This window comes from Streptomyces pseudoechinosporeus (assembly GCF_054783935.1).
The window spans coordinates 59,891-86,030 of record NZ_BAAGPS010000028.1 but is presented as its reverse complement, the minus strand read 5'-3'; the positions used below and the strand labels follow the sequence as shown (position 1 = coordinate 86,030).

The 26,140-nt window shown below is 68.4% G+C and carries 24 protein-coding genes; 12 read left to right on the top strand and 12 right to left on the bottom strand.

Annotated elements, in window-relative coordinates:
- Nucleotides 1-44: 44 nt before the first annotated feature.
- The 10 genes from ACYVO6_RS28795 to ACYVO6_RS28750 form a co-directional block, all read right to left on the bottom strand.
- Nucleotides 45-284, bottom strand: a complete 240-nt coding sequence (locus tag ACYVO6_RS28795) for a hypothetical protein (RefSeq protein WP_461066162.1) — start codon at nucleotides 282-284, stop codon at nucleotides 45-47.
- A 105-nt stretch (nucleotides 285-389) separates the two neighbouring features.
- Entirely contained in the window at nucleotides 390-1,190 is an 801-nt protein-coding gene (locus ACYVO6_RS28790; RefSeq protein WP_461066160.1) for a response regulator, read from the bottom strand.
- Nucleotides 1,183-2,568, bottom strand: a complete 1,386-nt coding sequence (locus ACYVO6_RS28785) for a sensor histidine kinase (RefSeq protein ID WP_461066158.1) — start codon at nucleotides 2,566-2,568, stop codon at nucleotides 1,183-1,185. The genes ACYVO6_RS28790 and ACYVO6_RS28785 overlap by 8 nt, the downstream gene beginning before the upstream one ends.
- Nucleotides 2,569-2,671: 103 nt before the next feature.
- On the bottom strand, nucleotides 2,672-3,562 hold the full coding sequence (locus ACYVO6_RS28780; protein ID WP_461066156.1) for a DUF5936 domain-containing protein: 891 nt from the start codon (nucleotides 3,560-3,562) through the stop codon (nucleotides 2,672-2,674).
- Between the two features lie 13 nt (nucleotides 3,563-3,575).
- Nucleotides 3,576-4,514, bottom strand: coding sequence for a type II secretion system F family protein (locus tag ACYVO6_RS28775; protein ID WP_461066154.1), 939 nt, complete (start codon nucleotides 4,512-4,514; stop codon nucleotides 3,576-3,578).
- Nucleotides 4,515-4,554: 40 nt separating this feature from the next.
- Nucleotides 4,555-5,895, bottom strand: coding sequence for a CpaF family protein (locus tag ACYVO6_RS28770; protein WP_461066152.1), 1,341 nt, complete (start codon nucleotides 5,893-5,895; stop codon nucleotides 4,555-4,557).
- A 41-nt stretch (nucleotides 5,896-5,936) separates the two neighbouring features.
- The gene (locus ACYVO6_RS28765) at nucleotides 5,937-6,314 is read right to left on the bottom strand and encodes a TadE/TadG family type IV pilus assembly protein (protein ID WP_461066150.1); all 378 of its coding nucleotides are present in this window, start codon (nucleotides 6,312-6,314) and stop codon (nucleotides 5,937-5,939) included.
- Nucleotides 6,311-7,927, bottom strand: coding sequence for an AAA family ATPase (locus ACYVO6_RS28760; protein WP_461066148.1), 1,617 nt, complete (start codon nucleotides 7,925-7,927; stop codon nucleotides 6,311-6,313). The genes ACYVO6_RS28765 and ACYVO6_RS28760 overlap by 4 nt, the downstream gene beginning before the upstream one ends.
- Nucleotides 7,928-7,977: 50 nt before the next feature.
- Complete coding sequence (gene cpaB / locus ACYVO6_RS28755) at nucleotides 7,978-8,691, bottom strand: Flp pilus assembly protein CpaB (protein ID WP_461066146.1); 714 nt, start codon at nucleotides 8,689-8,691, stop codon at nucleotides 7,978-7,980.
- A 115-nt stretch (nucleotides 8,692-8,806) separates the two neighbouring features.
- Nucleotides 8,807-9,685 (bottom strand): hypothetical protein, encoded by an 879-nt coding sequence (locus tag ACYVO6_RS28750; RefSeq protein ID WP_461066181.1) that lies wholly within the window; start codon nucleotides 9,683-9,685, stop codon nucleotides 8,807-8,809.
- Between the two features lie 265 nt (nucleotides 9,686-9,950).
- Here ACYVO6_RS28750 and ACYVO6_RS28745 point away from each other — a divergent pair, with 265 nt between their 5' ends.
- The 6 genes from ACYVO6_RS28745 to ACYVO6_RS28720 are packed head-to-tail and all read left to right on the top strand — an operon-like array spanning nucleotide 9,951 to nucleotide 17,577.
- On the top strand, nucleotides 9,951-10,559 hold the full coding sequence (locus tag ACYVO6_RS28745; protein ID WP_461066144.1) for a hypothetical protein: 609 nt from the start codon (nucleotides 9,951-9,953) through the stop codon (nucleotides 10,557-10,559).
- Nucleotides 10,556-11,227: a hypothetical protein gene (locus ACYVO6_RS28740; RefSeq protein ID WP_461066142.1), complete on the top strand. Its 672-nt coding sequence runs from the start codon at nucleotides 10,556-10,558 to the stop codon at nucleotides 11,225-11,227. The genes ACYVO6_RS28745 and ACYVO6_RS28740 overlap by 4 nt, the downstream gene beginning before the upstream one ends.
- Nucleotides 11,227-15,936, top strand: coding sequence for a putative T7SS-secreted protein (locus ACYVO6_RS28735; RefSeq protein ID WP_461066140.1), 4,710 nt, complete (start codon nucleotides 11,227-11,229; stop codon nucleotides 15,934-15,936). Before ACYVO6_RS28740 ends, ACYVO6_RS28735 begins: the two co-directional genes overlap by 1 nt.
- A gap of 25 nt (nucleotides 15,937-15,961) precedes the next feature.
- Complete coding sequence (locus ACYVO6_RS28730) at nucleotides 15,962-16,393, top strand: SMI1/KNR4 family protein (RefSeq protein WP_461066138.1); 432 nt, start codon at nucleotides 15,962-15,964, stop codon at nucleotides 16,391-16,393.
- Between the two features lie 4 nt (nucleotides 16,394-16,397).
- Nucleotides 16,398-16,976, top strand: coding sequence for a hypothetical protein (locus ACYVO6_RS28725; protein WP_461066136.1), 579 nt, complete (start codon nucleotides 16,398-16,400; stop codon nucleotides 16,974-16,976).
- Between the two features lies 1 nt (nucleotide 16,977).
- The gene (locus ACYVO6_RS28720; RefSeq protein ID WP_461066134.1) at nucleotides 16,978-17,577 is read left to right on the top strand and encodes a DUF4291 domain-containing protein; all 600 of its coding nucleotides are present in this window, start codon (nucleotides 16,978-16,980) and stop codon (nucleotides 17,575-17,577) included.
- A 684-nt stretch (nucleotides 17,578-18,261) separates the two neighbouring features.
- Here ACYVO6_RS28720 and ACYVO6_RS28715 read toward each other — a convergent pair.
- Nucleotides 18,262-18,702 carry an ATP-binding protein gene (locus ACYVO6_RS28715; RefSeq protein ID WP_461066132.1) on the bottom strand — a complete coding sequence of 147 codons (441 nt, stop codon included), beginning with the start codon at nucleotides 18,700-18,702 and terminating at the stop codon, nucleotides 18,262-18,264.
- Nucleotides 18,703-18,932: 230 nt separating this feature from the next.
- Between ACYVO6_RS28715 and ACYVO6_RS28710 the strand changes: the two genes are divergently transcribed.
- The 3 genes from ACYVO6_RS28710 to ACYVO6_RS28700 all read left to right on the top strand — a co-directional run bounded on the left by ACYVO6_RS28710 (nucleotide 18,933) and on the right by ACYVO6_RS28700 (nucleotide 20,952).
- Nucleotides 18,933-19,784, top strand: coding sequence for a helix-turn-helix domain-containing protein (locus tag ACYVO6_RS28710; protein WP_461066130.1), 852 nt, complete (start codon nucleotides 18,933-18,935; stop codon nucleotides 19,782-19,784).
- Between the two features lie 11 nt (nucleotides 19,785-19,795).
- The gene (locus ACYVO6_RS28705; RefSeq protein ID WP_461066128.1) at nucleotides 19,796-19,987 is read left to right on the top strand and encodes a hypothetical protein; all 192 of its coding nucleotides are present in this window, start codon (nucleotides 19,796-19,798) and stop codon (nucleotides 19,985-19,987) included.
- Nucleotides 19,988-20,412: 425 nt separating this feature from the next.
- Entirely contained in the window at nucleotides 20,413-20,952 is a 540-nt protein-coding gene (locus ACYVO6_RS28700) for an LppU/SCO3897 family protein (protein WP_461066126.1), read from the top strand.
- A gap of 230 nt (nucleotides 20,953-21,182) precedes the next feature.
- Here ACYVO6_RS28700 and ACYVO6_RS28695 read toward each other — a convergent pair whose 3' ends face one another.
- The gene (locus ACYVO6_RS28695) at nucleotides 21,183-22,376 is read right to left on the bottom strand and encodes a methyltransferase domain-containing protein (RefSeq protein WP_461066124.1); all 1,194 of its coding nucleotides are present in this window, start codon (nucleotides 22,374-22,376) and stop codon (nucleotides 21,183-21,185) included.
- 370 nt (nucleotides 22,377-22,746) lie between these two features.
- On the opposite strand from ACYVO6_RS28695, the gene ACYVO6_RS28690 reads away from it, so the two are divergent.
- The 3 genes from ACYVO6_RS28690 to ACYVO6_RS28680 all read left to right on the top strand — a co-directional run bounded on the left by ACYVO6_RS28690 (nucleotide 22,747) and on the right by ACYVO6_RS28680 (nucleotide 26,138).
- Nucleotides 22,747-23,775: a chitinase gene (locus tag ACYVO6_RS28690; RefSeq protein WP_461066179.1), complete on the top strand. Its 1,029-nt coding sequence runs from the start codon at nucleotides 22,747-22,749 to the stop codon at nucleotides 23,773-23,775.
- Nucleotides 23,776-24,258: 483 nt separating this feature from the next.
- The gene (locus ACYVO6_RS28685) at nucleotides 24,259-24,774 is read left to right on the top strand and encodes a SigE family RNA polymerase sigma factor (protein ID WP_461066122.1); all 516 of its coding nucleotides are present in this window, start codon (nucleotides 24,259-24,261) and stop codon (nucleotides 24,772-24,774) included.
- A gap of 71 nt (nucleotides 24,775-24,845) precedes the next feature.
- The gene (locus ACYVO6_RS28680; RefSeq protein ID WP_461066120.1) at nucleotides 24,846-26,138 is read left to right on the top strand and encodes a hypothetical protein; all 1,293 of its coding nucleotides are present in this window, start codon (nucleotides 24,846-24,848) and stop codon (nucleotides 26,136-26,138) included.
- The last annotated feature ends 2 nt before the right edge of the window (nucleotides 26,139-26,140 follow it).

Below are 26,140 nucleotides of genomic sequence, written 5' to 3'. Positions count from 1 at the left end.
GATCGGGAGAGTCTGCCCTTTGTCGCTCCGCCAAGAGGCCGGTATCAGCCTCCGACTACGTCCGCGACTGCCTGACCGATCGCCTCCGAGATCTGACCGTCCAGCCCCAGCCCGTCGATCAGCGTGAAGATCCCCGCGATCAGAATCATCAGTCCCGCGTACTCCACGAACCCGGCTCCCCGATCCCGCTCCCGCCCCCGCATCCGATCGGAAACGGTCCGGGCCCACGTCTCGAAAGCCCGCTCCACGCGCGCAGCCGCCTTCAGCGTCAAGTCCTTCTCCACAACGACCCCTTTTCTCCCACCCAGGACCACCACCGTCCCGCGCACCGTACGTGACACCCCGCCCACTCCGAGTGGGCCCAGAGACCCAACTTCCCGACATCGGAGTCATCGGTTCCACCCCCCGTGAGCCGTACCCAGCCAGTGCGCGATCGCTTCGCTGCGCGAGGAACTGTGCAGCTTTGCGAAGATGCGGTTGATGTGGTTCTTGACGGTCTTCTCGCTGATGAAGCAGGTGGCGGCGATCTGGCGGTTGTTCATGCCGGCCGCGATGAGATCCATGACCTCCACCTCCCGTGAACTCAGTCCGAAATCCCGTCTGTTGCCGTCGCGGCCGTGGAGCCCCGCCGCGTAGGCGAGTCGGCCCTTTGACGACTGTGCCATAACTGGTTGCACGTGCGAAGGGAATTCGTTCGGTTCGTACGAAACGCTGAGCGATTCCGAGACAGTTTGCGGGACAGCCGAATTCGAGACAGTCGCGTCCGAGACGACAGCCGCCGCGGCGGACGCCGTGAACGTAGGCCTACGTTCCCTCAAGTCCCGTACCGCCGTGATCAGTTCCTCCGCCGTGAACTCGCCGTGGACCAGATAACCCACCGCACCCAGGCGCAACGCCTCCGCCACCACCTCGGGTTCACGGCTGTACGTCAACATCATCACCGGTGCCAGGCGCGCCAGCGAGGGCAGTGCGGTCAGGCCGTCGGTGCCGGGCATGCGTACGTCCAGCAGGACCACGTCGGGGCGGTCGCGGGACGCGGACGCCTGTGCCTCCGCTCCGTTCGCCGCCTGCGCGACGACCCGGATGTCGGGGTGGGCGTCGAGCAGGGCCGCGAGGCCCGCCCGTACGACCGGGTTGTCGTCGGCCACGAGCACTCGTAGGGGCGGGCCGGGAAGTGCCTGGTCAGGCATGTGCGGCCTCCTCTTGGGGAGTGTGTGAGGGGGGTGCGGGCAGCGGTGTGCCCGAGGTTCTCAGGGGGAGGTTCACCTTGACCTCCGTGCCTCCGTGCTCGCCGCGGCGCAGCTCGATGCCCGCGCCTATCGACGTCGCGCGCTCCAGCATTCCCAGCAGACCGAAGTGGCCGGATTTCGCCAGGTGTTGTACGTCGTCCAGGGATACGGAGGTGCCGGTTCCGTCGTCCCGTACGGTCAGGTGCAGTGTCGAGGCCTCGGTTTCGAGGGTCACCTCGACCCCGGTCGCGTTCGTCGCGTGCCGGTGTGTGTTCTCCAGTGCCTCCGAGAGGATGGCGAGGAGTTGGTGGGGTGCTCCGGGAGGGAGTACGAGGGTGGGGGCTGCCCGGTAGGCGAGGGTCGCCCTGATGCCCGTACGGGATTCGAAGTCGTCCACCCTTGCCGTCAGTTCCGTTCTCAGGTCTGTGGGTGGGCTCGACAGGGCTGTGTGGTGGCGCAGGTCCGTCAGGAGATCGCGGGACTCCGCCGCCGCCCGGCGCGCCGCCCCCGCCACCGCCGTCGCCTGATCCTTCAGCGCACGCGGATCCGTGTCGTGGTCGGCGGAGACCGCGAGCGCCTCCGCTGCCAGGGCCAGGCCGTGCAGGGTCTTCGCCACCGAGTCGTGCATCTCGCGAGCCAGGCGGGCCCGTTCGGACTCGACGGCCTCCGCCACCGCCAGCCGCGAGTTGGCCTCCGCGAGCGCCTGGCTGGCCGTGCCGAAGTGGAACATCAGGTTGCGCAGGGTTACGCCGATGATGCCGGCCGCGATGCAGAAGCCGGCGATGAGGAGGGTGCTGGCACCAGTGCCGGGGCGGTGTTCCCAGGCCCTGAACACCGTGAGCAGGACGACGAGTTGGAGGCCGGTGAAGATGCCGGAGCCGCGCCAGCCGTACAGCAGGCCGGAGAGGAGCGGGGTGCAGACGGCCGCGTACGCGAGAGGGGAGGCCGGGGACGCGGTCAGCAGGAGTACCGCGCCGAAGACCAGGTCCACCGCCATGAGGGTGGGGTGGGCGAGGAGGCGTGGGGCGAAGCGGTCCCAGTCCCTGAGCATGGCGTACGAGCCCATGACGCCGAGAACGGCTGCGGCGAGTACTCCGTAGCGGGGTGGGCCGTCTGTCGCGTTGGCCGTCGCGAAGGGGGCGCCGATCGCGATCAGCGTCAGGCGGACGGCGAACGCCTGGCGGCACAGGGCCTGTAGGGCGTTGAGCTGGAGGCGGACGCTTGGCGCTGCCGCGTCCTCTGCGAAGTAGCCTGCGGCTCGCTTGGCAGAGGGGGCAGTTTGGACGCTGCGGGTCCGTTGGGGCTTGTCGCGCCCACGCGGCGGAGCCGCAAATGTCACAGCCCCGCGCCCTTTACGGGGCACCCCGAGCCGTAGCGCAGCAGCGAGCCGACCGCCGACGGCAGCGTAAGGACCAAGCGCGCGATTCCAGACCCCGCCCATCTCAACGTCCCAAAATCGAGCCGAAGTTCGTCCCCGACCCCAGGAACATCCCCGTCGCGATCAGGATCATCGTCGCCGGAAGCATGAAGACCAGCGTGACCATCGTCGCCTTGGGAATCGTCTTCGCGGCCCTGCGGCGGGAGTTCTGGGCGTCCGTCCGCCTCATGTCCGTGGCCAGTTGGATCAGTGTGTCCGCGATCGGGGAACCCAGTTCCTCGCCCTGCTGCAGGGCCGAGACGAACTGGGCCACCTGCTCGGAGGAGTTGCGCTTGCGGAGTTCGTCGAAGGCCTGGCGGCGGCTGACGCCCATGTCCATCTGGCGCAACGTGATCCTCAACTCGTCCGCCCACGGGCCCTCGTAGTGGTCCGCCACCCGGTCCAGCGCCTGGCGGAAGCCGAGGCCGGCCGAGACCACGACCGCGAGGACGTCGAGGAAGTCGGGGAGGGTGCGGTCGATGACCTCCTTGCGGTCGCGGATGGCCTGCCAGATGAGGGCGTCGGCGGCCAGCAGGCCGAAGGCCAGGGTCAGTACGGCGAACAGGAGCTGTCCGTTGGTGAAGAAGACCAGTCCGAGTACGACGCCGAAGATGCCGTAGACCGCCCGGCGGGCCGCGTAACGGTTCAGGGTCAGGCCGCCGGGGTTGCCCGCCATGTCGATGCGGCGGCGTTTGGCGTCGACGCGGCGCGGGCCCATGAGGCGCAGTACGAGGGGCGCGAAGCGCATGCCGAGGCGGTCGACTGCGGAGTCGGCCGTCGAGACACGGGTGGACCCGACCTCCAGGGCGAGGGCTAGGTCGCCGGGGAGCTTGGCTTCCGCGCGGATCATGCGGATGCCGAGTAGGAAGCCCGCGACAGCGAGGCCGGTCAGAAGCGCGAGCAGCAAGGCCAGCAACGTAACTCCCCCCTCACACTTCGATCTTGCCGAGTCGGCGGATGACGAAGAAGCCGATCGTGTAGAGGCCCATGGCGACAAGGACGAGGATCTGGCCGACCGGGGAGCCGGTCACTCGGGCCAGGGCGCCCTCGTTCGAGGAGTTGATCAGGAGGAGCGAGCCGAGGCCGAGGAGCGGGACCGTGAAGGCGGTCGCGTTGACCTCGGAGAGCATCGTGCGGACCTCGCGGCGGGTCTCCTTGCGGTCCTCCAGGGTCTGGGTGAGGTTCCGCAGGGAGTTGACGACGGAGCCGCCCGCCTTGTTGGAGAGGACCAACGTCGTGACGAGGACGACGAGTTCGCGGGACGGGAGGCGTTCGGCTAGTTCGCCGAGGGTGTCGTCGATGGAGCGGCCGAGGCTCAACTGGTCGGCGACCCGGGCGAGTTCCTCGCCGGCCGGGGCCTCCAGTTCCTCCGCGGCCATCGCCAGGGCCGTACGCAGGGCGAGGCCGGCGGCGGAGGCGTTGGCCAGGAGGCGGGCCACGTCCGGGAGTTGGTTGATGAAGGCCTCGATGCGCTTCTGGCGCTGCCAGTTGAGGAAGATCGCGGCGCCCCAGACGCCGATCGCGGCCGCGATGGGGCCGAAGAAGGGGGCCAGGGCGGCGGCTGCGATCAGCCAGAGCGCTACGACGACGGCAGTGACGTACGTGAAGAACTCGCCCGCCGTGAGATCGAGTCCCGTGGCCGAGAGCCGCAGGTGGATGGTGCGGCCCAGGCGGGTGTGGCGCAGGCGGCGGTCGACGGCCGCGAAACGGCGCGCGCGGCCCGCGGCGCTGCGGAGCGGGCCGCCGGAGAGGCGGTCGACGAGGGCCTGGCGCTGGGCGCGTCCGGACGCGTACGTGTGCACGCCCGCGACGGCGAGGGTGCCGCACAGGACGGTGGCGCCGAGGGCGAGCAGTGCGGGGTTGTTCATGGCTCGCTCCTCTCAGTCTGGTCGGCGTTGGTGGTGGGGGTCATCCGATGGCCTGCCTCGTCTGGAGTACGTCGATGGCCTCGGCCACGCGGAAGGCGGGAGGCAGCGGTTCGCCGGCGACGTACAGCTTCTCCGCGACCGGGCGGGGAAGCGGGAGATGCTCGAAGTGGCCGTGGACGACGCGGTCGGGGCCGGTGGGGCGCGGCACGAAGCGGGTGACGGGGGCGATACGGAACTGTTCGCGGCCGTGCGAGACGAGCAGGGCGATCTCGGTGACCTTGCGGGAGCCGTCCGCGTGGCGGGCGAGCTGGACGACCACGTCCACGGCCGAGTTGATCTGGTCCTTCAGTGCCTCGAAGGGGATCTGGACCTCGGACATCGAGCCGAGGGTCTGGAGGCGCATGAGGGCGTCCTCGGCGGAGTTCGCGTGCACGGTGGCCAGCGAGCCGTCGTGGCCCGTCGACATGGCCTGGAGCATGTCGAGGGTCTCGCCGCCTCGGACCTCGCCGACGATGATGCGGTCGGGGCGCATACGGAGCGAGTTGCGGACCAGGTCGCGAATGGTGATCTGGCCCTTGCCCTCCACGTTCGGGGGGCGGGATTCGAGGCGGATCACGTGCTCCTGCTGGAGCTGGAGTTCGGCGGAGTCCTCGATGGTGATGATGCGTTCGTGGGCCGGGATGAGGCCGGAGAGGGCGTTGAGGAGTGTGGTCTTGCCGGTGCCGGTACCGCCGCTGACGATGACGTTGAAGCGGGCCCGGACGAACGCCGCGAGCAGCATCAGCATCTGCTCGTCGAGCGAGCCGAGGCCGATCAGCTCCGGGAGCGTGTACGCGCGGGGGAAGCGGCGGATCGTGAGGGTCGGGCCGGTGAGGGCGAGCGGCGGGATGATGACGTTCACGCGCTCGCCGGTGGGGAGGCGGGCGTCGACCATGGGGTTCGACTCGTCGACGCGCCGGTTGACGGTCGAGACGATGCGCTCGATGGTCTGCATGAGCTGCTCGTTGGAGGCGAACCTCAAGGGCAACTGCTCCACGCGGCCCGCCCGCTCCACGAAGATGGAGTCCGGCCCGTTGACCATGATCTCGGTGATGGACGCGTCGGCGAGCAGGGGTTCCAGGACGCCGAGCCCGAGAGCTTCGTCGACGACCCGCCGTATGAGCTGCGACCGCTCGGAGGACGACAGGACCGGGCCCTCGCGGCTGATGATGTGCCCGAGCACCCGCTCAAGGCGCAGGCGCCGCTCGGCCGCCGCGAGGCTCGACATCTCGGCCAGGTCGATCTCTTCGAGCAGCTTGGCACGGTAGACGGCGACGAGGTGTCCGTCTTCGCGGCCGGCTCCGCCCTCTTCGGGGGCGGCGATACGGGCCTTGAGGCTCATGTCTTCAACTCCCTTCCGGGGGAGGGTCGTTCAGTACGGAGCTAGTCGTCATCGTCGTTGGGCATCGTGGCGCTCCTCTCCACTTGCCAGCCCTCCCCCACGAACGGGATGAGCAGCGGGACCTGCACGGTCACGGTCGCAGTGGTCGTGTCTCCCCCTCCTCCCGGAGCGGATACGTTCGCGTCGAGCCAGTCGCTCATCGCGGCGTACCCCGCCGCCTCCCCCGCCTCGCCCTGTGAGGCGACCCGCGCGGCGGCACGCGCGCCGGATCCGGCCTGGTTGGCGGCGTATCCGACGAGGCCCAGCTGAATGGCGGCCAGCCCGACGAGCAGGAGGACGGGCAGGAAACCGGCGAACTCCAGCATGGAGACGCCCCCGTCATCCTGGGCCCTCCTCCGCAGTTTCCGGAGTACGCTCATCCGTCGCCCTCCCCCTCCACCGCCGCGCCCGCCTCGCCCTGGACCTCCCAGCCCGCGTCGAAGCCCGGGAAGAAGAGGGGGACTTGGGCGGTGACCGTGGCCCTCATGACCTCTCCGTCCTCACCGCATTCGATGGTCGCGCCCTGCCACGCGTTGGGGAGGTTTTCCCGGCCCGCATCCGCACAGGCAGCCCCCGCCCCCGCACCGGAAGCGGCAGCCGCCGTAGCCGCCCGCGCCGCCTCATCCGCCGCGTTCCCCGCCAGCGAGTACGTGTAGCCGTACAGCACGCACTGCCACAGGATCGTCATCACGACCAGCAGCAGCGGGAACATCCCGGCAAACTCCAACGTCACCGCTCCCCGGTCGCCGCCCTTGCGGCGCAGCGCCAGGGCGCCTCGGTCGCCGGAGGACTTGCGGCGCTTGCCGCCGCCCCCTTCCTGTGGGGTCACCAGGCCCAGTTCGCCCGCCAGGGCCCACAGCGCCTGCTTCACCGTGGAGCGGGCGTCGAGGTCCTGCATGCGGCCCGCGTCGACCACGGACTGGAGTTCCTTGAAGGCGGCCGGTACCGCGATGCGGGCCACCTTCGTGCCGGTGACGCGTTCGACGAGGGACGGCTGGATCTCCGTACCGCGGGAGAAGCGGTTGACGACCGTCAGCGTCTCCTCGGCCTTGCGGATCTGGAGGCGGTCCCACAGGCGGACCATGCGTTTGGCGGCGCGTACGGCGACGACGTCCGGGGTGACGAGGAGGAGGGCCTGGTCGGCGAGTTCGACGGCGGCGGCGGTCGCGGAGTTCATCTGGGCGCCGCAGTCGACGACCACGACCTCGTAACGGGTACGCAGCGCCTGCAGGACCTGGCGGGCCGCCCGGTCGGTGACCTCCTCGCCGCGTTCGCCCTCCGCCGGGGCCAGCAGCAGCCCCAGCCCGGTGTCGTGGGTGTAGACGGCGTCCTGGAGGACGCGCGGGTTGATGTCGCTGATCCCGGCGAGGTCGGCGACCGAGCGGCGGAACTGTACGTCCAGGTACGAGGCCACGTCGCCCGACTGGAGATCGAAGTCCAGCAGTGCAACGGTACGGCCCGATGCCCTTGCCGCGAGGGCGAGTTGGACGGCCGTGACCGTCGCGCCCACACCGCCCTTCGCCCCGGTCACCGTGACGACGGTGCCGCCGGGTCCCGCATACAGCTCCGGCGTACCGCTGCCGAGGTGGCGTCGCATGCCGAGCGACCAGGCCGCGGCGGCCTGAACGCGTTCGGCGAGGGCGTCGTAGCCGAGCGGCAGGCCGATGATGCCGCGGGCGCCGGAGTCCATCGCCGCGGTCAGTACGCCCGTACTGGTGTCGGCGGTGATGAGGACGACCCCGACCGCCGGGAACCGCATCACCACGTCGCGGACGACGTCCAGCGCGGGCATCGGACCTATCCGCTCGTGGACGAGGACGACCTCGGGCAACTCGTCCAGGGACTCCGCCGCGAGCCGCGCCAGGGTGTCCAGGAGCGCCGTGGTGTCCGGGACCGGCGCGGCGGGTTCGGCGTCGGGGAGCTGGCTCAGCAGCGTGGTGAGGGCGCGGGCCGAGTCGATGTCGCCGACTGCTGGGAGGATGCGGATGGTCATCGGCACACCTTCGGGGACGCCTTCGTGGGGGCTGAGCGCATCACGGCCTCCTAGTTGTCCTCGTCGAGGGTGTACGAGCGGTCGCCGGGCGCGACGACGGTGTCGGAGCCGCCGGCGACCAGGGCGAGGCGTACATGGGTCGCGAACGACTCGGCGTAGGCGACGCGTTGGGTGTCGGCGGTGGTGAGGGCGAAGGTGATCGGGACGGCCTCGGTCGCGGTGCGGCGGCGGTCGTCGCTGTTCTGGGAGGGGTCGAGGGCGGTGAGTTTGCCGACGTCGATGACCCTGGCGTTCTCGACGATGACCTTCGACTGGTCCTTGCCGTTGTCGTTCTCGGCCTCGAAGGTGGCGTAGATGTTGACCCGCGCACCCGGATTGATCTTGCCTGCCACACCGGTAGCCGCGTCGATCATGATCGCGATCTCCTGCTGGCCCGCCTCCAGCGCGGGCCGGTCCACGATCATGTCCTGCTGGAGCAGGGAGCCCTTCTCCAGCCGGGTGACCGCGATCTTGCCGCGGATCTCGGAGAGATCGGTGACCGCGGTCGAGGACAGCCACCGCTCGGGCATCGAGACCTTCTCGAACTGGCCGGCCGACAGCTCCCGGTAGGGCGCGACATCGCTCTTCAGGCGGTACGCCGCGACCTCTGGGCCGACTTTCGAGTTCACGTCGCGGATCACCGAGAGCACTCCGGCGAAGGCGCCCACGGCGCACAGGACCGAGAGGACCAGCAGGATGACGCCGCGGCGCTGGCGTGAGTTCATGACGCGGACAACCTCGATCGGGGGCGGGGACAGCGGGGGTCGAGCGGTCGTGCCTGGTGCTCAGGTGGTTCGAGCTGTTCTGCTTGCACTGGCTGTTCAGATGTACGTACGTGACTTACGTAGTGCCTCGTGGCAAGGCGCGTACAGAAGAAACTGCCCGGACGGCGGCGGTCGGAAGCTCCGGCGGCGGGAGCAAAGGTGCCGCACAGAAACCGCACCGGTCGCCGATGAGCTCAAGGCCGCACCAGTGGCACTCCTCGCGCCGTACGGACGAGACCAGTTGGTAGAGCACGGACACGTCGTGCAGTCCCGCGGCGAACTCGGCGACCTTCCCCGTGCCCCACCAGCGCGCGGACTCGGCGGGCAGCGGCACGGTGGCGACGCCCTGCACGCGCCAGGCGGGCGCGAGCGTCGTGGTGAGCCAGTCGCCGGGCAGCTGCCCGGGCGCGATGAGCATCCGCGTGCCGAACTCGGGCCCGGCCAGCGTCTCCTGCTGTCCGAGCCGTATCAACTGCGGCCGCGGATTGGCCAGTACGGCGAACTGGGCGCCCGGCACCCACGACTTGGCGTGGGACTTCAGGGACACCGGGACCCGGTCGAGCTTGGCGACGGAGCCGAGCAGGGCGCCGGCGTAGATGTAGTGGGCGAGCAGCCGTGCGGAGGAGGCGAGCACGCCGGGGCTGAAGTCGCAGACGGAGAGCTGGCGGAGCTGCTGGGCGAGGAGGGCGAGGCCGAGCGGCGGCAGATCGACACCGAGGAGGGCGATGCGGTCGCTCTCGAGTACGGAACGCACGGCGTGCAGCCGCCGGGTGACCTCGGCGGAGACGGAGGCCGGGTATAACGCGATCACATATCCGTGCTGCTCGATGAGCGTGTGCATCCCGGTGAGGGAGCTCTCGAGGCTGTCGAGGGGCTGGACGGCGGCGGGCGGCGTCTGCCGGTCGTGCGTTGGGAGCACCAGATCGGAACTGGTGACTGCTATCGCGGTCGGCACGCTGCACACCACCCCGTCCACTGCGGCGGGGTGGACGACCACCGCCTCAGATCGCCCCTGTGACGTCGTCTTGCAGCAGAACCATATCCACGGCATGGCCCGCTCAACACCGAATCTCCGAGATCAACTCACCGAAGGTGCAGGGTGATCGACACAGCGTGAAGCGCATATGCCTCAACTCGGCCGTATCGTGGGCACGTTGAGATCCCTGGTGAACGGTTGGCCGCGTTGCGTTCGGTAATGCGCCGATGCCATGATCGCACTCATGTCTGATCACGGGGGAGACAGCGCGGCGGCAGGACATATACGTAGGTCCCGGATCTGGGACTACATAGAGGACGCCGACACGAGCACGAGCGCGGGCGGCGCTCCGGCGGAGGAGCCGTCGAGCCCGCCGTCTCCCTCCCCCTCGGCGGAGCAGGGCCCTTCACCTCGTACGGGCTCTGCTCGCCACTCTGACCAGGCAAGCCTCCGCCGACGCGAAGTCGCCGCCCTGCTCGGCGAGTTCCGGCGTACGGCCGTGCTGTTGCCTCTCGAGGAGGACGGCTCCCCGCTGACCGCGGAGTTCGGCGGTATCCGGTGGATCTACGCCTTCTCGGACGAAGCGGCGCTCGCTCGATTCGCCATCGCACGGGGTGAAGGAGCACGGGAGTGGGCGTACGAGTGTGTCCTCGGCGCCCGGCTGCTGGATGCCGCGATTCCCGCGATGCCGGTGCCGTGCGGGGTGGCACTGGATGTCGGGAGTGAGGGCGAGGGGGCGCTGTTTCCACCGGTGCGGGGGATCGTGCCGGACGGGGCGGCGGTGGACGTAGCGGACGGCGACCCCAGGGACGTACACGGAACGGCTGATCGGAACGGGAAGTTCGCGCGGTGAGCGAGGGCGGCGACAACGGCAGGGATCTGCAGGTCCAGGGGCTTGGCCTCATCACCGAGGGCATCACGCTGGCGCTGGACGAGTTGCGTGAGCTGGGGATGATCGGCACGGCGAGCACCGGCCGGGGTTTCTCCGATCTGGCGCTGTCGGGGCTGGAGTTGGGGCACGGCGGGCTGACCTCGGCGCTCGACTCGTTCTGCGAACGCTGGGAGTGGGGCGTGCGCTCGCTGATCAACGAGGGCAACAACTTCGCGGAGGCCGTGGGCCTGTCGGCGGGGACCTTCTACGAAACGGACCAATACGTCGAGGGCACCATGAAAGTCGCGGCGAACTCGATCATGGGCAACCCGCACCTGACCGAGGACGAGGTCACGCAGATGGGTTGGGGTGACCTGGCGAAGAACCACGCGCTCGCCGACCCCGACTACAGCGAGGAGTCCTTCGATCAGGCGTGGGAGAACAGCAAGCAGGGCTGGAGCGACGCCTCCCGTGACGTGATGACGTCGGAGGTGCTCCGGCTCGGGCCCGTCGACATCCAGGGCTCGACCGGCATGACCGACGAGGAGTACGAGGCGATGCTGGACCGGCAGTTCGGCCCGTCACCCGAGGAGCGTGCGGAAGCCGCCCGGGCCCAGGCCGAGGGGCAGCAGAACGAGGACGCCGGCTGATGGCCGACTGGCGCGACGCGTTCAACAGCGGTCTCGGCAAGCTGGAGGACGGCTGGGACGCGGGCAAGGAACTCGTCGGCGAGGGCATCGACAAGGGCACCGACGTACTCGGTGACGGCCTGGACTACGTCGGTGCCGAGGGCGTCGCCGACAAAGTGGAGGACTGGGGCGACGAGGCGGCCTCGGCCCTGGGCGCCACCCCGGGCGAGCAGCAACTCGGCGCCACCGAGGACGCGAACGAACTCGTACACGGCAACCCGGGGCGCATCCGCGAAAGCGCCAAGCACCTGAAGGACTTCCACAAGGCCTTCGACAAGGTCGGCGGGGGCATGCGCAAGCTGGACTCCTCGCACTGGAAGGGCAAGGCGGCCGACACCTTCCGCGAGAAGTTCGCGATGCACCCCAAGAAGTGGCTGCACGCGGCCGACGCCTGCGACGCCGCCGCCAAGGCACTGGACTCGTACGCGGACACGGTCAAGTGGGCCCAGGGGCAGGCACAGGAAGCCATCGACCTCTACAAGAAGGGCAGGAAGGCTTCCGACGACGCGGTGGACGCGTACAACACGAAGGTCGACGCCTACAACGCCAAGGTGAGCGCGAACCAGGATCCGGGCCCGCAGCCCGAGCCCTTCCAGGATCCGGGCAAGCAGGACATGGCGCGGGCTCACGAGATCCTGAAGGAGGCCCGCCGCCAGCGCAACGACGCCGGCCGCACGACAGCCGAGTCGGTCAGGGCCGCGCTCCGGCACGCTCCGGCCGAGCCCCCGCCCCTGGACCGGCTCACGGCAAACGCGGGCGACCTGTACAAGGCGGCCGACATGGAGCTCACCCATGTCAAAGGCGGCGTGGTCAAGGGCACCGCGGGCATCCTCAGCTTCGCCCGCAGCATGAACGCGCTCGACGCGTACAACCTCACCCACCCCGCCGAGTACCTCCAGAACCTGAGCATGACGCTCTCCGGGCTCACCTCGACCGTCGCCCAGCCGGAGCGGGCTGTGAAGGCCGCGTACGAGGGCTTCATGAAGGACCCGTCCGAAGGCGCCGGCCGTCTCTTCCCCGAGCTCATCGGTACCAAGGGGACGGGGACGTTGCGCGGGCTGCTGCGGGGCGGGGTCAAGGGCGCGGCGGAAGGAGCAGCGGAGTCGGGGGCCAGGAACTCGGCGCGCGACGCCATCGGGGAGGACCCCGCGAAGGGCTCCCACACCGAAGACTCCCGGGTGAACAAGGACACGGACCCGATCGACCTCGCCACCGGCAAGATGTACCTGCCGCAGACGGACGTAACCCTGCCGGGCGCCCTGCCTCTGATGTTCAAACGGCGGGTGGAGTCCGGCTACCGGCTGGGCCGCTGGTTCGGTCCGTCGTGGTCATCCACCGTCGACCAACGCCTGGAGATCGACTCCGAGGGCGTCGTCTTCGTCACGGAGGACGGCCTCCTCCTCTCCTACCCGCACCCGGCGCCCGGCCTGCCGACTCTGCCCAGCCACGGCCCGCGCTGGCCGCTGGACCGCGAGGACGGCGGCTACACGATCACCGACCCGCAGACGCGACGGGTCTGGCACTTCACCGACCGCGGCGACGACCTGGCTGTCCTGGAGCAGATCGACGACCGCAACGACAACTGGATCACCTTCGAGTACGACGCCGAGGGCACTCCGCTCACGATCGTGTCCAGCGGCGGCTACCACGTGCGCATCAGCACGGAGGGCGAACGGGTCACGGCGCTGCATCTGACGGGCGTGGAACAGGAGTTGATGCGCTACGGCTATTCGGAAACGGGCGATCTGACCGAGGTCGCCAATTCCTCCGGCTTGCCGCTCCGTTTCACGTACGACGAGGCGGGTCGTGTCACGTCGTGGACGGACACCAACGACCGCTCGTACCGGTACGAGTACGACGACCAGGACCGTTGCATCGCCGAGGGCGGCTCCGAGGGCCACATGAACCTGCGCGTCGCCTACGACGGGACGGACCCGGAGACCGGCCTGCGCGTGACGACCACGACGACCGGTGAGGGCCACACCCGCCGTTTCCTGGTCAACGACGCCTGGCAGGTCGTCGCGGACATCGACCCACTGGGCGCGGTCACCCGCTACGAACGGGACCGCTACAACCGCCTGCTCTCCCAGACGGACCCGCTGGGCCACACGATGTCGTTCCGCTACGACGAGGCGGGCAACCTGCTGGCCGCGATACAGCCGGACGGCCGCGAGGCGAGGGCGGAGTACAACGAACTCGGGCTGCCGGTACGGGTGGTGAACCCGGACGGCACCGTCATGCGCCAGACGTATGACGACCGTGGCAACAGGACGTCGGTGACGGACCCGACGGGCCGGACCACGCACTTCACGTATGACGAGGCCGGCCGCCTCACCGCCGTGACGGATCCGCTCGGGCAGACGACGGCGGTCCGCTGCGACCGGGCCGGGCTGCCGGTCGAGATCACGGATCCGCTGGATGCGGTTACGCGATACGAACGGGACGCGTTCGGCAGGCCGGTCGCGATCACGGAGCCGGCGGGCGCGACAACCCGCCTGGAGTGGACGGTCGAGGGCCATCTGACCCGCCGTACGGCCGCGGACGGCACGACGGAGTCGTGGACGTACGACGGCGAGGGGAACTGCACCAGCCACACGGACCCGATGGGCGGGGTCTCGCGCTTCGAGTACACGCACTTCGACCTGCTGTCGGCGCGCACAGGCCCGGACGGCGTCCGCTACGAGTTCGAACACGACATGGCGCTGCGGCTGACACGGGTGACCAACCCACAGGGCCTGACGTGGGATTACGCGTACGACCCGGCGGGCCGCCTGGTTGCTGAGACGGACTTCGACGACCGCACGCTCACGTACTCGCATGACGCGGCGGGCCGTCTCACGTCCCGCACGAACGCCCTCGACCAGACGGTGGCCTTCGAGCGCAACGAGCTCGGCCAGGTGCTGCGCAAGGACGCGGCCGGCCAGGTCACGACGTACGCGTACGACCTGACGGACCAGCTCGCCCAGGCGACGGGCCCTGACGCCACGCTGACGCTGCTGCGGGACCGCTTCGGGCGGGTGCGATCGGAGACGGTCGACGGCCGCAAACTGACGTATACGTACGACGAGTTGGGGCGCCGGACCGGCCGTACGACGCCGACTGGCGCGACGACGACGTGGTCTTACGACGCGACCGGGCGCCGCACAGGGATGGTAGCTGCAGGTCGGAGCATCGACTTCGCGTACGACGCGGCGGGCCGCGAGCTGTCCCGCCGGATCGGCGAGACAGTCACGCTTGAGCACGCTTTCGACACCTTGGGCCGCCTGACTGAGCAATCGGTGACCGGTGCCGGGGGCCGGTCGGTGCAGCACCGGGCGTACACGTATCGCCCGGACGGCAACCTCATCGGCATCGACGACCAGCTCTCCGGCTCCCGCCGCTTCGACCTGGACGCGGCGGGCCGGGTGACGGCGGTGCACGCGGCGGGTTGGACGGAAACGTACGCGTACGACGAGGCGGGCAATCAGACCTCCGCCTCCTGGCCGTCGGGCCATCCCGGCCAGGAAGCGACGGGCTCGCGTACGTATGAGGGCACCCGCATCACCCGCGCCGGCAACGTCCGCTACGAACACGACGCACTGGGCCGCATCACCCTCCGCCAGAAAACCCGCCTGTCCCGCAAACCGGACACCTGGCGCTACGAATGGGACGCCGAGGACCGCCTGACGTCGGTGATCACCCCGGACGGCACACGCTGGCGCTACGTGTACGACCCGCTGGGCCGCCGCACGGCAAAACTCCGCCTGGCAGACGACGGCGAAACGATCGCGGAACGCGTCGACTTCACCTGGGACGGCACGACGCTCTGCGAACAGACAACAACCTCCGCAGAGCTGCCGCACCCGGTCACCCTCACCTGGGACCACCAGGGCCTCCGCCCCATCGCCCAGACGGAACGCATCACGGCGGCGGAGGCGCCCCAGGAGGAAATCGACTCCCGCTTCTTCGCGATCGTCACAGACTTGGTTGGCACGCCGAGTGAACTCGTGGACGAGCGGGGCGAGATCGCCTGGAGAACACGCAGCACCCTGTGGGGCACCACGGCCTGGGCCGCGAACAGCACGACCTACACCCCACTCCGCTTCCCAGGCCAGTACTTCGACCCGGAAACGGGCCTGCACTACAACTACTTCCGGCACTACGACCCGGAAACCGCCCGCTATCTGTCGGCCGACCCTCTAGGACTCGCCCCCGCTCCCAACCCTGCGGCCTACGTTCACAACCCGTTGACGTGGACCGACCCGTTCGGTCTGACGCCGTGCAAAGATGCCGAGAAGAACGCGGCCGCCAGGAACGAAACCGTACTCGGCAAAGACGTACCGACGCGATCAGAAGCGTCTGTCGGCAGCTCAGCTAGCCATAATTACAAGAAGACGTTTTTCAATGCTCACCCAGACCTCGAAGGGAAGGTGGTGGTTCACCATGCCATCGAACAACAAGTCCTCAGACGCTATCCGAACCTATTCTCGGCCGACGAGATTCACTCTCTGGAAAATCTTCGAGGAATACCAAAGGGCGACATAAACAGTCGAATACATTTGAGCGAGATACGCGTCTCGTGGAATGAGTTTTACAATAGCCACCCAAACCCGACTCGCCAGGAAGTGCTGGACCATGTAACCCGCGTTGACGATACACTCGGCCACTGGTTCAGTCCACGTATTAGGTGACTGAGAGAAACAGAGAGGTCTAGTCATGTGGCGTGAGCTCGCCTTGGAGTTCCCCGATGTCGAACTGCACGATCCGGCAACCGAAGACGCTCTGAGGTCCATCGAGGAGCAACTTGGGCAACCAGCGCCTCGATCCCTTCGAGCTTTGCTCATGGAGACCAACGGGATTGACGCAAATTACGGCACAGAGATCATATGGAAAGTTGAAAGAATTATTGCCGAGAATGTCTCATTCCGCAGCAACGAGCAGTTCCGCACCCTGTACATGCCGTTCGATTCACTTCTTTTCTTCGGCGACAACGGGGGAGGAGATCAATTCGCTTTCGTTCGGACGCCGGAGCGAGAAGACGTATTCGTCTGGGATCATGAGACGGATAGCCGAAACTGGATCTCCCCCTCACTGGAGACTTTCCTTCGAAGCGCCCTGGAGAGCGGCGGCGAGGACTGGTACCGCTAGCTTCATGATGCACAGCATTGAGAGTTTGGAAGATGAATTGGAGAGGCTGCGGTGTCACCCGAATACCGAATGCGCACCGCCCGTCCTGTGCGAATTCATAGTTGATGTCTCGGACGATCCCACACGCTATGCGAATCGTCTGCGTTCCGTGCTTTCGGCTGCCGTGGGCCTGGGAATAACTTCCGATTTCGAGGACGATATCCTTCCCGTCGCTGATGTGCCGGACTGGTTCATCGCCATCAGCTCCCAGGACGAGAAGCGGGCCCCCGACTTCGCAAAGTACGGCCGCAACGCATTTACGGACCAAACGGAACAACCACCCTGGAAACTGCAGAACTGGCTCTACCGATTTGACCCCGACGACGATTCACGAGGCTGGGAGTGGTGGGACATCACACCGGCCGGACCCTCCCGCGTGCGTGTCTGGGTGGACAGTTGGGGGGAATCCTTCTTCGGCTGTCAGGAACTGCGCTGGGCGTCATACACCGCCGGAGCCCTGCGCGTTGGGGGGCCTTTCGTTCAAGAGTCCAGTATGTGGGCTGAAGCAACTGCGGAGGGGGATTTCGATGCATCTCAGAGCTGAGATGGACGAGCCGAAGCGATTGGTGAAAGCCGCCTTCAAAGATTCCAGTATCACGGTGTACCAGGCATACCCCAGGGAGATCGCGGAGTCGGCCGTGCACGCGGGGACCTTTGTCGCGCCATTCAAGAAAGAGCGGATGACCTGGATCAAGCCTTCTTTCCTGTGGATGATGTACCGCTCAGGGTGGGCGACCAAGCCGAACCAAGAGCATGTGCTCGCCGTCGAGATCTCCCGAGCAGGCTTTGAATGGGCGCTGGCTCACTCGGCACTGAGCCACTTCGATCGTCAGGTGCATCCGGACGAGGATTCCTGGCGGCAGGAAGTCAAGGAAAGTCCTGTGCGGATCCAATGGGACCCGGAACGGTCGCTTTCCCTCGATCCGCTGCCCACGCGAGCGATCCAGATCGGCCTCTCCGGAGAGGCAGTAGAGCTCTATGTGCACGACTGGATCATCGGCATTACAGACGTTACCGAGCATGCCCGATCCATCCACTCGGATATTCGTCACGGGCATACCGCGGAAGCAATCCGGAAAATCCCCACCGAGCGGCACTATCCGCTTCCAGAACAGATCCAACGGAGGATCGGTGCGGACGGGTAGCCCGAACCTAAAGGCTCCGAGCCGTAAACCCGCGTGTAGAGAAACGGGCGGCACAGATATTATCTGCTCTGGCGCCCTCATTCAGGCGCGATGGCCAGTTCGAGTACGCCCGGACTGCCTGACCAAGGGCACTGGCTGCGGCTCCTTCAAACCACCGAGGACATATCCCGACCTGCGCGGCGCGATGACGTGGTCGACGAACTGGGACGCGGCGGCGGGCAACGCATGGTCGAACGCCGTGGGACCACACGTGCACGCGCTGCCCTGACAGCTTGCCCACCTCGACCGGAGCCCGACGGCAACACGGCCCGCATGCGCCTGCCGCCGCCGGGCTCCCGGCCGCCCCGAACAGCGATTGGAAGCTTTGGGACAGCCCCTCGGCTGCGACCAGGCACTACCGAAGTCGCGGGTGTCCCAAACCTTCCAATCACACCCCTGGGCCGATGAGACGGAGGGCGTCCTGGACTCCCCCACAGGCTGGGACCTCACGCGCACGGGTTTACGGAGCCTCGGCGGTGGCCGACAGGGGCACGTCCACGGGAGGGGGTGTACACGGCTGCGGATGTGACACATCGGGGGCCATCTGTAACGTTCGCAGAACTACCTACCAGTGGGCAGCGCCCCCGTACACACGTGCATGGACGCGGCCTCCCGGTGCTCAACTCCGCCCCGTACCACGCGCGCTCATTCGCGGTCAGCGGCCAGTTCGAACCACACCACCTTCCAACCGGGCGTTCGGGAACGATCGGTGATGGGGTAGCGGCCCCAGGAGTCCGCCAAGGCGTCGACCAGGTACAGGCCCCGGCCGAAGTCCTCGTCGGGCGTGCAGGGCAGAGGGCCGGGGAGTTCCGGGTGGTCGTCCATGACTCCGATGCGTACGACTCCGGCTCGGGTGTGGAGTCTGACGGTTACGGGGCCGTCGGAGTGTTTGACCGCGTTCGAGACCAGTTCCGAGGTCAACAGCTCTGCCGTGTCGGCCAGTTCGAGGGAGCAGTTGTAGTCGAGGAGGGCCGTGCGGATCGTGCGGCGGGCGATGCGTGGGGCTCGGGGGTTGTTGGTCAGGTGGAGGTGGCATTCCCAGGTGGGGGTGGGGATGAGGGCCGGGGTCGGGGTGGCTTCGGGCATGGCAGAACTCCGTTCCGGGTGAGGTGAGATGAAGGGGCGTGGCGGCAGTCGGTGGCCTGTCGCGGGCATGCTTCCGCGATGCGCTTCCAACTGCCGTGAGTAGCTCGCGCGTTACTCAACGTAGAGCAGCGATTGGTTACATTGCCACTTCACTGAAGAAATTGACCCGTTCGTGGTCCGCCAGTACTGATGGGCGGCAGACTGCTGGCGACCATCGCGGAAGGAAGGCCATGCCACCAAGGACCACTCCTACGGAGCGTCAGAAGCGGCTGGGCAGCGAGTTGCGCAGGATGCGGACGGCTGCGGGAATGACGGCGGATCAAGCTGCCGGGCTGCTCGGGCTCGACCGGGCGAAGATCTCCAATATCGAGACCGGCATCCGCACCATCAGTCCCGAGCGGCTACGCACCCTCGCCTGCAACTGCGCCTGCTCGGACCAGGCGTACGTCGAGGCATTGGTGAGCATGGCTCGGCCCAACAGCCGTGGCTGGTGGGAGCGTTACCGGGGTTCCCTCTCCCCCGGCCTGCTGGACATCGCCGAGCTGGAGTCGTACGCCGTGCGCATGCGTACCGCCCACACCGCGCACATCCCGGGGCTGTTCCAGACCAGCGACCACGCCCTCGAACTCTTCCGGGCCGTACTCCCACCGCTCCCCGAGCACGAGATCGCTCTGCGCCTCGCCTTCCGTGCCGAGCGACAGCATGTACTGGAGGGCGAGAACCCGCCCGAGTACGTGGGCATCGTTCACGAGGCCGCGCTGCGCATGCAGTTCGGCGGCCCCAAGGTGGCTCGCGCTCAGCTCGACCACCTGCTCACCGTGTCCGAGCGCCCGGCGGTCCGTTTGCTCGTCATCCCGTTCTCGGCGGGCACGTTCCCTGGAGCCGGACAGACCGTCAACTATCTCGAAGGTCCCGTACATCAGCTGGACACCGCCCAGGTCGACAGCTCGCACGGGCCGGAATTCCTCGGCGGCGAAGCCCAGTTGGCCAAGTACCGTGCACACCTCGACTGGATGGAGCGCATCGCCCTGTCACCGCAGGCCTCGCGCGACTTCATCCACGACATCGCCAACAGCCTGTGAGGAGAAGCCCGATGGATCACATCACATGGGAAGAACCGTTCTGCGGCGAGGGAGCCAGCTGCTTCCGTATCGGCACCGACGAACAGGACAACGCCTACATCGCCATAGCCGGCGCCGAAGACACCCACCTCACCGACACCCGCGAAGCCCTCCGCACCCTCATCCGCGACATCAAGGCGGGCAAGGCCGACCACCTCCTCTGACACACATGAGACAGGTCCGTGCGGACGGATACCGGACATCGCGGTGGCCCGCGCTGGGGGCACGCCGTGGCCGTCGCGCCCCTGGCGGCGGGCGAGTTGGTGCGCCGGGCTGGGCGTCCGGACCGGAGCCCGAGCTCGAACGGCTAAGGTGCTTCGTCGGTTCCGCTTGATCACCTTACGGAGATATTGATGAGCACACCGCCGCCCGCATCCCCCTCTCAGTTTCCCCGGGGACCGTACTCGGCTCAGAGCGGGCCCGCGTTCCCTCACCAGCCCCCGCTCCGTACCCGGCGTCTCCGTATCCGCCGCAGCCGTACGCCGGGGCGGCGCCCATGGGCGGGCCCCCCGCCCTCGTGTGCGAGGTGTGCGGGGCTGGGCCCGCCGCTCCCGTAACGGTTCGCGGCCACCAAGGCATCATCGTGATCATGCGCTTCCCGCGGCGCAAGGGCGCGTTCTGCCGGACCTGCGGGCTGGCCGTCTTCCGGCAGATGCAGGCGGACACTCTGCTGCAGGGCTGGTGGAGTCCGCTGTCTGCCTTCATCACGCCCATCACCTTGCTGATGAACCTCGGCGCCCTGTCCACCGTGCGCCGCATACCCCAGCCCCAGGTTCCAGGTTGGCGGCCACCGCTTGATCCAGGCAAGCCGGTGATGAAGCGTCCGGCGGGGCTGATCGCCGCCGTGCCGCTGGCAGCGGTGGCGCTGGTGGCCGTTCCTGTGCTGTTGGTCATCGGCCTGGTCGCGGGGGACGGTCAGCCGGAACCGCTCACGGCCGGATCGTGCGCCCGCAACGACGGCTCCTGGAGCGACCAGGACCTGAAGACCGTGTCCTGCGGCTCGTCCGACGCGCAGTTCCGTGTCACAGAACCGCCGGAGGCGGGGTGCCCCACCGGGGACCTGCTCGCCGGCATGGAGTACAGCGAGGATCAAGCGACCATTCTCTGCTTGCATCCTCTCGAGCGCTGAGGACCCGCCAGCCGCGGCCTCGACTCCTGCGGCCGTTGCCCGCCGCCGCGTCTGACAAGAGCCCGGTGGCGGCCCGCATGCGCGAGCCGCCACCGGGCTTCCGGCTGCCCCGTATAGCGATTGGAAGGCTTGGAGCAGCCCCGCTGGCTGCGACCAGGCACTACTGGGGTCGCGAGTGTCCCAACCTTCCCATCACGGGCCGCGTCCGCGAGACGAGCTCGAGGATGCCGTCAGTTGCGGTTGGACGAGGTCCGCGAGTGCTGCCGCTGGAGCCTGCGGTGTTCGCCGCCGCCCCGACCGGCGCCAGGCCCGGGCCCGGAGCGCACGGGGCCTTCGCCTCCGAGCAGTTGCTGGGAGGGACGCACTCGGCCTGCATCCGTCAGCGCCAGGTGTACGAGGAAGGGCTGGGCCCCGGACAGGCGGAGGCGCTGCATGTGTACGGGGGTGAAGTGGTGCCGAATGGCGGTGGTCAGGTCCTCGCGGTCGGGGAGGAGGAGTACGGCTGTGCCCTCGGGGGCGAGGACGCGGCGCAGTTCCGTCCACCAGCGGGAAGGGGCGGTGGCGAGCAGGCCGCGGGCGTGGGCCTGGGTGCCCCAGGGCGGGTTGCACAGGACTCGGTCGACGGAGTTGTCGGAGAGAGGAAAGCGGCCGGCATCGGAACGACGGATGGCGACGGGCAGCTCACCGGCGTTGGCGCGGGCCGCGGTGATCGCGTCCGCGGACAGGTCGAAGCCGTGGAAGTGGGCGTCGGGTTGGGCAAGTGCCGCCTCGATCAGCAGGGTGCCGGCCCCGCAGCACGGGTCGAGGACGGCGTGGCCGGGGCGGATGTCGGCCAGCGTGGCCATGGCGGCGGCGAGCGGCGGGTGCAGGGTGCCCGGGATGGTGTGCTGCTTGTACGCGCGGCGGTGCAGCGGTCGGTCTTCGACCCGAAGCATGAGCGTGGCCCGCGTACCGTCCAGGGTCAGCCGCCAGCCACAGCAGCCCGGCGGGGGCGCGGTCCCCGTGCGCCGAGAGTGGTAGGGGACGCCGAGCCGTCGCGCCAGGGCCTGGCCGACGACGTCCTCGGCGTCGTACCGGGTGAACGTGCGCCTGCCAAGGAAAGAGGCCGAGACGTCGATGCCGGTGATCCCCCGGGCCGACGCCGTCGCGCTGTGCCGGAGGGACAGGAGGTGGTCGGTGTCGGCGAGATGAGCGAGTTCGGTGAGTTCGTGCAGGCGCTGTCGCGTTGTTCCGATGTCGGGGCGCTGGGCGGCCAGCAGGAACACGTCATCCGCGGTGCGCAGCGGCGGCGTGGACCGGTGCGAGCGGAAATGGACTTCGCGGTGGCGTAGATCGGTGACGGCGCCGAGCCCGGACCCGAGAACCTCGGCGGCGACCACGGCCTCCAAGCCGCGGAGGCAGCGCGCCACGAGGGGCGTGTGCATGGTGTTGTTCTTCTTCCACGTCAGCACTCGGGGCAGCGCTCCGCTGCCCCGCCTCGTCGGCGACGGGGGAACCTCGCTTCGCCGACGGTGCCTAGCGGAGGTGGAAGAAGTACGTCATGGGCGGAAGTCTAACTGCCCTGCGGCCCTGGCGACTTCGGGAGAGAGCCGCGACGGCGGCCGGCCGACCGTGACGAGCCGGCGGTCCACGTCGCTCTGAGTGGCAGGGCCCTGGAGGGACGACCGAACCAGCGGGATCGAGCGAGAGGTCTTGACAACTCTATTGGTCTGGACCAGCTTGTACGGCCAGCGGTGGCCACCGTTTCCCCCTCAACTCCCCCCACCGGAGGCCGAAATGAACCGCGTACCAGGCATGCCCGGATCCAGACGACGGCCGTGGGCACGAGCCCTCGCCGCCGTACTGACTGCGTCCGCCCTCGCTCTCGCCGGCTTGGCCGGCCAGACGGCGTCGGCATCGATGAACGGAGGCACGGCATCGATGGACGGAAGCGCCGCAGTGCCCAAGCACGCCGTGACCGGCTACTGGCAGAACTTCAACAACGGCGCGACGGTCCAGAAGATCTCCGACGTCCAGTCCCAGTACGACATCATCGCGGTCGCCTTCGCGGACGCGACGGGGACACCGGGCGCGGTGACCTTCAACCTCGACTCGGCCGGGCTCGGCGGCTACACGGTCGACCAGTTCAAGGCGGACATCAAGGCCAAGCAGGCCGCGGGCAAGAAGGTGATCGTCTCGGTCGGCGGCGAACGCGGCACGGTGTCGGTCAACGACTCCGCCTCCGCGACGAACTTCGCGAACTCGGTGTACTCGCTGATGCAGGAGTACGGCTTCGACGGCGTCGACATCGACCTGGAGAACGGCCTCAACGCGACGTACATGACCCAGGCGCTCAGGTCCCTGTCCTCGAAGGCGGGCGCGTCGCTGGTCATCACGATGGCACCGCAGACGATCGACATGCAGTCGACGTCGAACGGCTACTTCCAGACGGCCCTGAACATCAAGGACATCCTCACGGTCGTCAACATGCAGTACTACAACAGCGGTTCGATGCTGGGCTGCGACGGCAAGGTGTACAGCCAGGGGTCGGTCGACTTCCTCACGGCCCTGGCCTGCATCCAGTTGGAGGGCGGCCTGGCTCCGTCCCAGGTGGGCCTCGGCCTTCCGGCCTCCCCCAGCGGTGCGGGCAGCGGCTACGTCCCACCCTCCGTGGTGAACAACGCTCTGGACTGCCTGACCAAGGGGACTGGCTGCGGTTCCTTCAAGCCGTCGCGCACGTACCCCGACCTACGCGGCGCGATGACGTGGTCGACCAACTGGGACGCGGCGGCGGGCAATGCGTGGTCGAACGCGGTGGGGCCGCACGTACACGCACTGCCCTGACGGTTGCCCCCTCCCAGACGGGCGCCCGGCGGCAGAACGGCACACCTGCGCGTGCCGCCGCCGGGCTTCCGGCTGCCCCGACCAACGATTGGAAGATTTGGGACAGCCCCTGCGGCTGCGACCAGGCCCTTTCGAAGTCGCTAGTGTCCCAAACCTTCCCATCACACCTCGGGGCTGATGAGACGGAGGGTGTCCTGGCGGGGGCAGGTCCACGGGAGGAGGTGTACCCGGCTGCTGATGTGACACATCGGGGGTATCTGTAACGTTCGCAGAAAACCACCTCCCCGTGGGCAGCCTCCGTACAGCACGTGCGTGGACGTGGCCTCCGGCTGCTCGACTCCGCCCTCACCACGCGCACTCATTCGCGATCGGCGGCCAGTTCGCGGTCTGTTCGAGGGGCGGTGAAACATTTCCTGGGGTCCACCGCATCAATGAGGTGAGGGCGGTACGGGGGATCACCGAGGGATCACGGGGGACGCAGGCATGAGACAGGGGCTCGCGGACGGCTACGCCGAGTTCGCTGCGGCGCGCGCCGGGCATCTCTACCGGTCGGCCTGCCTGCTCACCGGCGGTGACACCCATCTCGCCGAGGATCTGGTGCAGGAGACCCTCGGGCGGCTGTACGTCAGCTGGCGGCGGGTGTCGCGCGTCGGTAATCCCGCCGGGTACGCACAGACCGTCCTCACCCGTACGTTCCTCGCCCACCAGCGGCGGCGCAGCAGCACCGAGCGTGCCACGGACGTCCTGCCCGACCTGCCCGATCCGCACAGCGCCGCTGCCGACACGCCGTTGCGGCTGACCCTCGTGGAGGCGCTGGGGAGGCTGTCCGCCAAGGACCGTGCCGTGGTCGTCCTGCGGTACTGGGAGGACCGCAGTATCGAGGAGACCGCCGACGCGATGAACGTCAGCTCGGCCGCCGTGCGCACGCGCTGCGTACGGGCCCTAGGCCGGCTGCGGGTGCTCCTCGGCGACGGCCTCAGCGAGTACGCGGCCCGCTGAACGGCCACCGCGACCCAGTGCGATTCCCATTCCAACGACTTCCAACGACCTTGCAGAGACGGTGGTTTGCCATGCCCGCTGAAGACCACGAGAGCCACGACGTCGACACCGACCTTTTCGAGGACCGGCTCGGCATCGCCATGCGCCAAGCCGGCGACTCCTTCGAGGCCGACCGGAGTGGCCTCGTCACCGCCGGAGAGGTACGCGGTCGCAGGCTCCTGCTGCGACGCCGGGCCGCCGTCGTGGGAGGCGTGGCCGCCGTCGCCCTCATCGGGGTGGGCGGGACGCTGCTCGTGCCCTGGGGCGGGGCGGCGGACGGGCAGCAGTCCGTGGCCGCCCGCCGGTCGACACCGACCGCTCCCGCCGAGAACGACGGTAAGGTCTCCGGTGCCGAGCTGGTCCACACCCTCAAGAAGCTGCTGCCGAAAGGGGAGTTCACTGAGGAGCAGGAGCGGGGTACGGACGCGGAGCTGCTGCCTTACGCCCAGGTCGTGTTCGACGACGGCAAGGGCCCAGGCGCCGTCTCCGTCAGCCTGAACCGGGTCGAGCCGGGGAGCGAGCAGGCCCGTCAGTGGACCGAGTGCCCGGACAGGACCCTGGTGTCGTACGACCGCTGCACCGCGAGCCGACTGCCCGACGGCTCGGCGCTCACGCTCTTCCAGGGGTACGAGTACCCGGACCGCCGCGTGGACACGAAGCGGTGGACGGCCGATCTCGTCACCCCTCAGGGCCACCACATCAGCGTGAGCGAATGGAATGCCGCGGCGGAGAAGGACGCTCCGGTCAGCCGGGCCAACCCGCCTCTGTCCACGGACCAGTTGAAGCACGTGGTCACCGCCCCGGCCTGGCGTACCGCCATCGACGCCATCCCCGAGAACCCGAAGGGCCAGGACTCGAACGCCCAGGCGCCGGAAAACACCCCGACCACGCCTCCGGGTGCCGGCGGTGCCGCGATCAGTCAGACGCTCGCCTCCCTGCTTCCCAAGAACGTCGACGTGGTCTCGAAGGGCGGGCAGGAGACCGAGTACGCGTATCTCGTGGTCGACGACGGGAAGGGCAAGAGCATGATCCAGATCAACGTGCAGCCCGATATGTCGGATGTCGAGGGCCAGCTCTTCGGGGCCGACGCGGAGATCCTGCCCGACGGCACGAAGGTCGCCACGAGCCAGGGTCCGGGCGAGAAGGGCGTCGCGGGCGTCGTCATGTGGACCGTCGACACCATCAGGACCGATGGCCGGCGCGTGGTGATCAGCGCCTTCAACTCCGGTACACAGCACGACGCCGCGACCCGCGAGACGCCCGCGCTCACGATGCAGCAGCTCAGGGAGATCGCCACGAGCGCGAAGTGGCAACAGCTCGGGTAAGC

What these genes read in the sequence shown, in the direction of transcription:
- ACYVO6_RS28790 (WP_461066160.1), bottom strand. Translation starts at nt 1,190, where the DNA reads ATGCCTGACCAGGCACTTCCCGGCCCGCCCCTACGAGTGCTCGTGGCC.
- ACYVO6_RS28775 (WP_461066154.1), bottom strand. Translation starts at nt 4,514, where the DNA reads ATGAACAACCCCGCACTGCTCGCCCTCGGCGCCACCGTCCTGTGCGGC.
- ACYVO6_RS28770 (WP_461066152.1), bottom strand. Translation starts at nt 5,895, where the DNA reads ATGAGCCTCAAGGCCCGTATCGCCGCCCCCGAAGAGGGCGGAGCCGGC.
- ACYVO6_RS28765 (WP_461066150.1), bottom strand. Translation starts at nt 6,314, where the DNA reads ATGAGCGTACTCCGGAAACTGCGGAGGAGGGCCCAGGATGACGGGGGC.
- ACYVO6_RS28760 (WP_461066148.1), bottom strand. Translation starts at nt 7,927, where the DNA reads ATGACCATCCGCATCCTCCCAGCAGTCGGCGACATCGACTCGGCCCGC.
- cpaB (WP_461066146.1), bottom strand. Translation starts at nt 8,691, where the DNA reads ATGAACTCACGCCAGCGCCGCGGCGTCATCCTGCTGGTCCTCTCGGTC.
- ACYVO6_RS28745 (WP_461066144.1), top strand. Translation starts at nt 9,951, where the DNA reads ATGTCTGATCACGGGGGAGACAGCGCGGCGGCAGGACATATACGTAGG.
- ACYVO6_RS28735 (WP_461066140.1), top strand. Translation starts at nt 11,227, where the DNA reads ATGGCCGACTGGCGCGACGCGTTCAACAGCGGTCTCGGCAAGCTGGAG.
- ACYVO6_RS28730 (WP_461066138.1), top strand. Translation starts at nt 15,962, where the DNA reads ATGTGGCGTGAGCTCGCCTTGGAGTTCCCCGATGTCGAACTGCACGAT.
- ACYVO6_RS28725 (WP_461066136.1), top strand. Translation starts at nt 16,398, where the DNA reads ATGATGCACAGCATTGAGAGTTTGGAAGATGAATTGGAGAGGCTGCGG.
- ACYVO6_RS28720 (WP_461066134.1), top strand. Translation starts at nt 16,978, where the DNA reads ATGGACGAGCCGAAGCGATTGGTGAAAGCCGCCTTCAAAGATTCCAGT.
- ACYVO6_RS28715 (WP_461066132.1), bottom strand. Translation starts at nt 18,702, where the DNA reads ATGCCCGAAGCCACCCCGACCCCGGCCCTCATCCCCACCCCCACCTGG.
- ACYVO6_RS28710 (WP_461066130.1), top strand. Translation starts at nt 18,933, where the DNA reads ATGCCACCAAGGACCACTCCTACGGAGCGTCAGAAGCGGCTGGGCAGC.
- ACYVO6_RS28705 (WP_461066128.1), top strand. Translation starts at nt 19,796, where the DNA reads ATGGATCACATCACATGGGAAGAACCGTTCTGCGGCGAGGGAGCCAGC.
- ACYVO6_RS28700 (WP_461066126.1), top strand. Translation starts at nt 20,413, where the DNA reads ATGCGCTTCCCGCGGCGCAAGGGCGCGTTCTGCCGGACCTGCGGGCTG.
- ACYVO6_RS28695 (WP_461066124.1), bottom strand. Translation starts at nt 22,376, where the DNA reads ATGCACACGCCCCTCGTGGCGCGCTGCCTCCGCGGCTTGGAGGCCGTG.
- ACYVO6_RS28690 (WP_461066179.1), top strand. Translation starts at nt 22,747, where the DNA reads ATGCCCGGATCCAGACGACGGCCGTGGGCACGAGCCCTCGCCGCCGTA.
- ACYVO6_RS28685 (WP_461066122.1), top strand. Translation starts at nt 24,259, where the DNA reads ATGAGACAGGGGCTCGCGGACGGCTACGCCGAGTTCGCTGCGGCGCGC.
- ACYVO6_RS28680 (WP_461066120.1), top strand. Translation starts at nt 24,846, where the DNA reads ATGCCCGCTGAAGACCACGAGAGCCACGACGTCGACACCGACCTTTTC.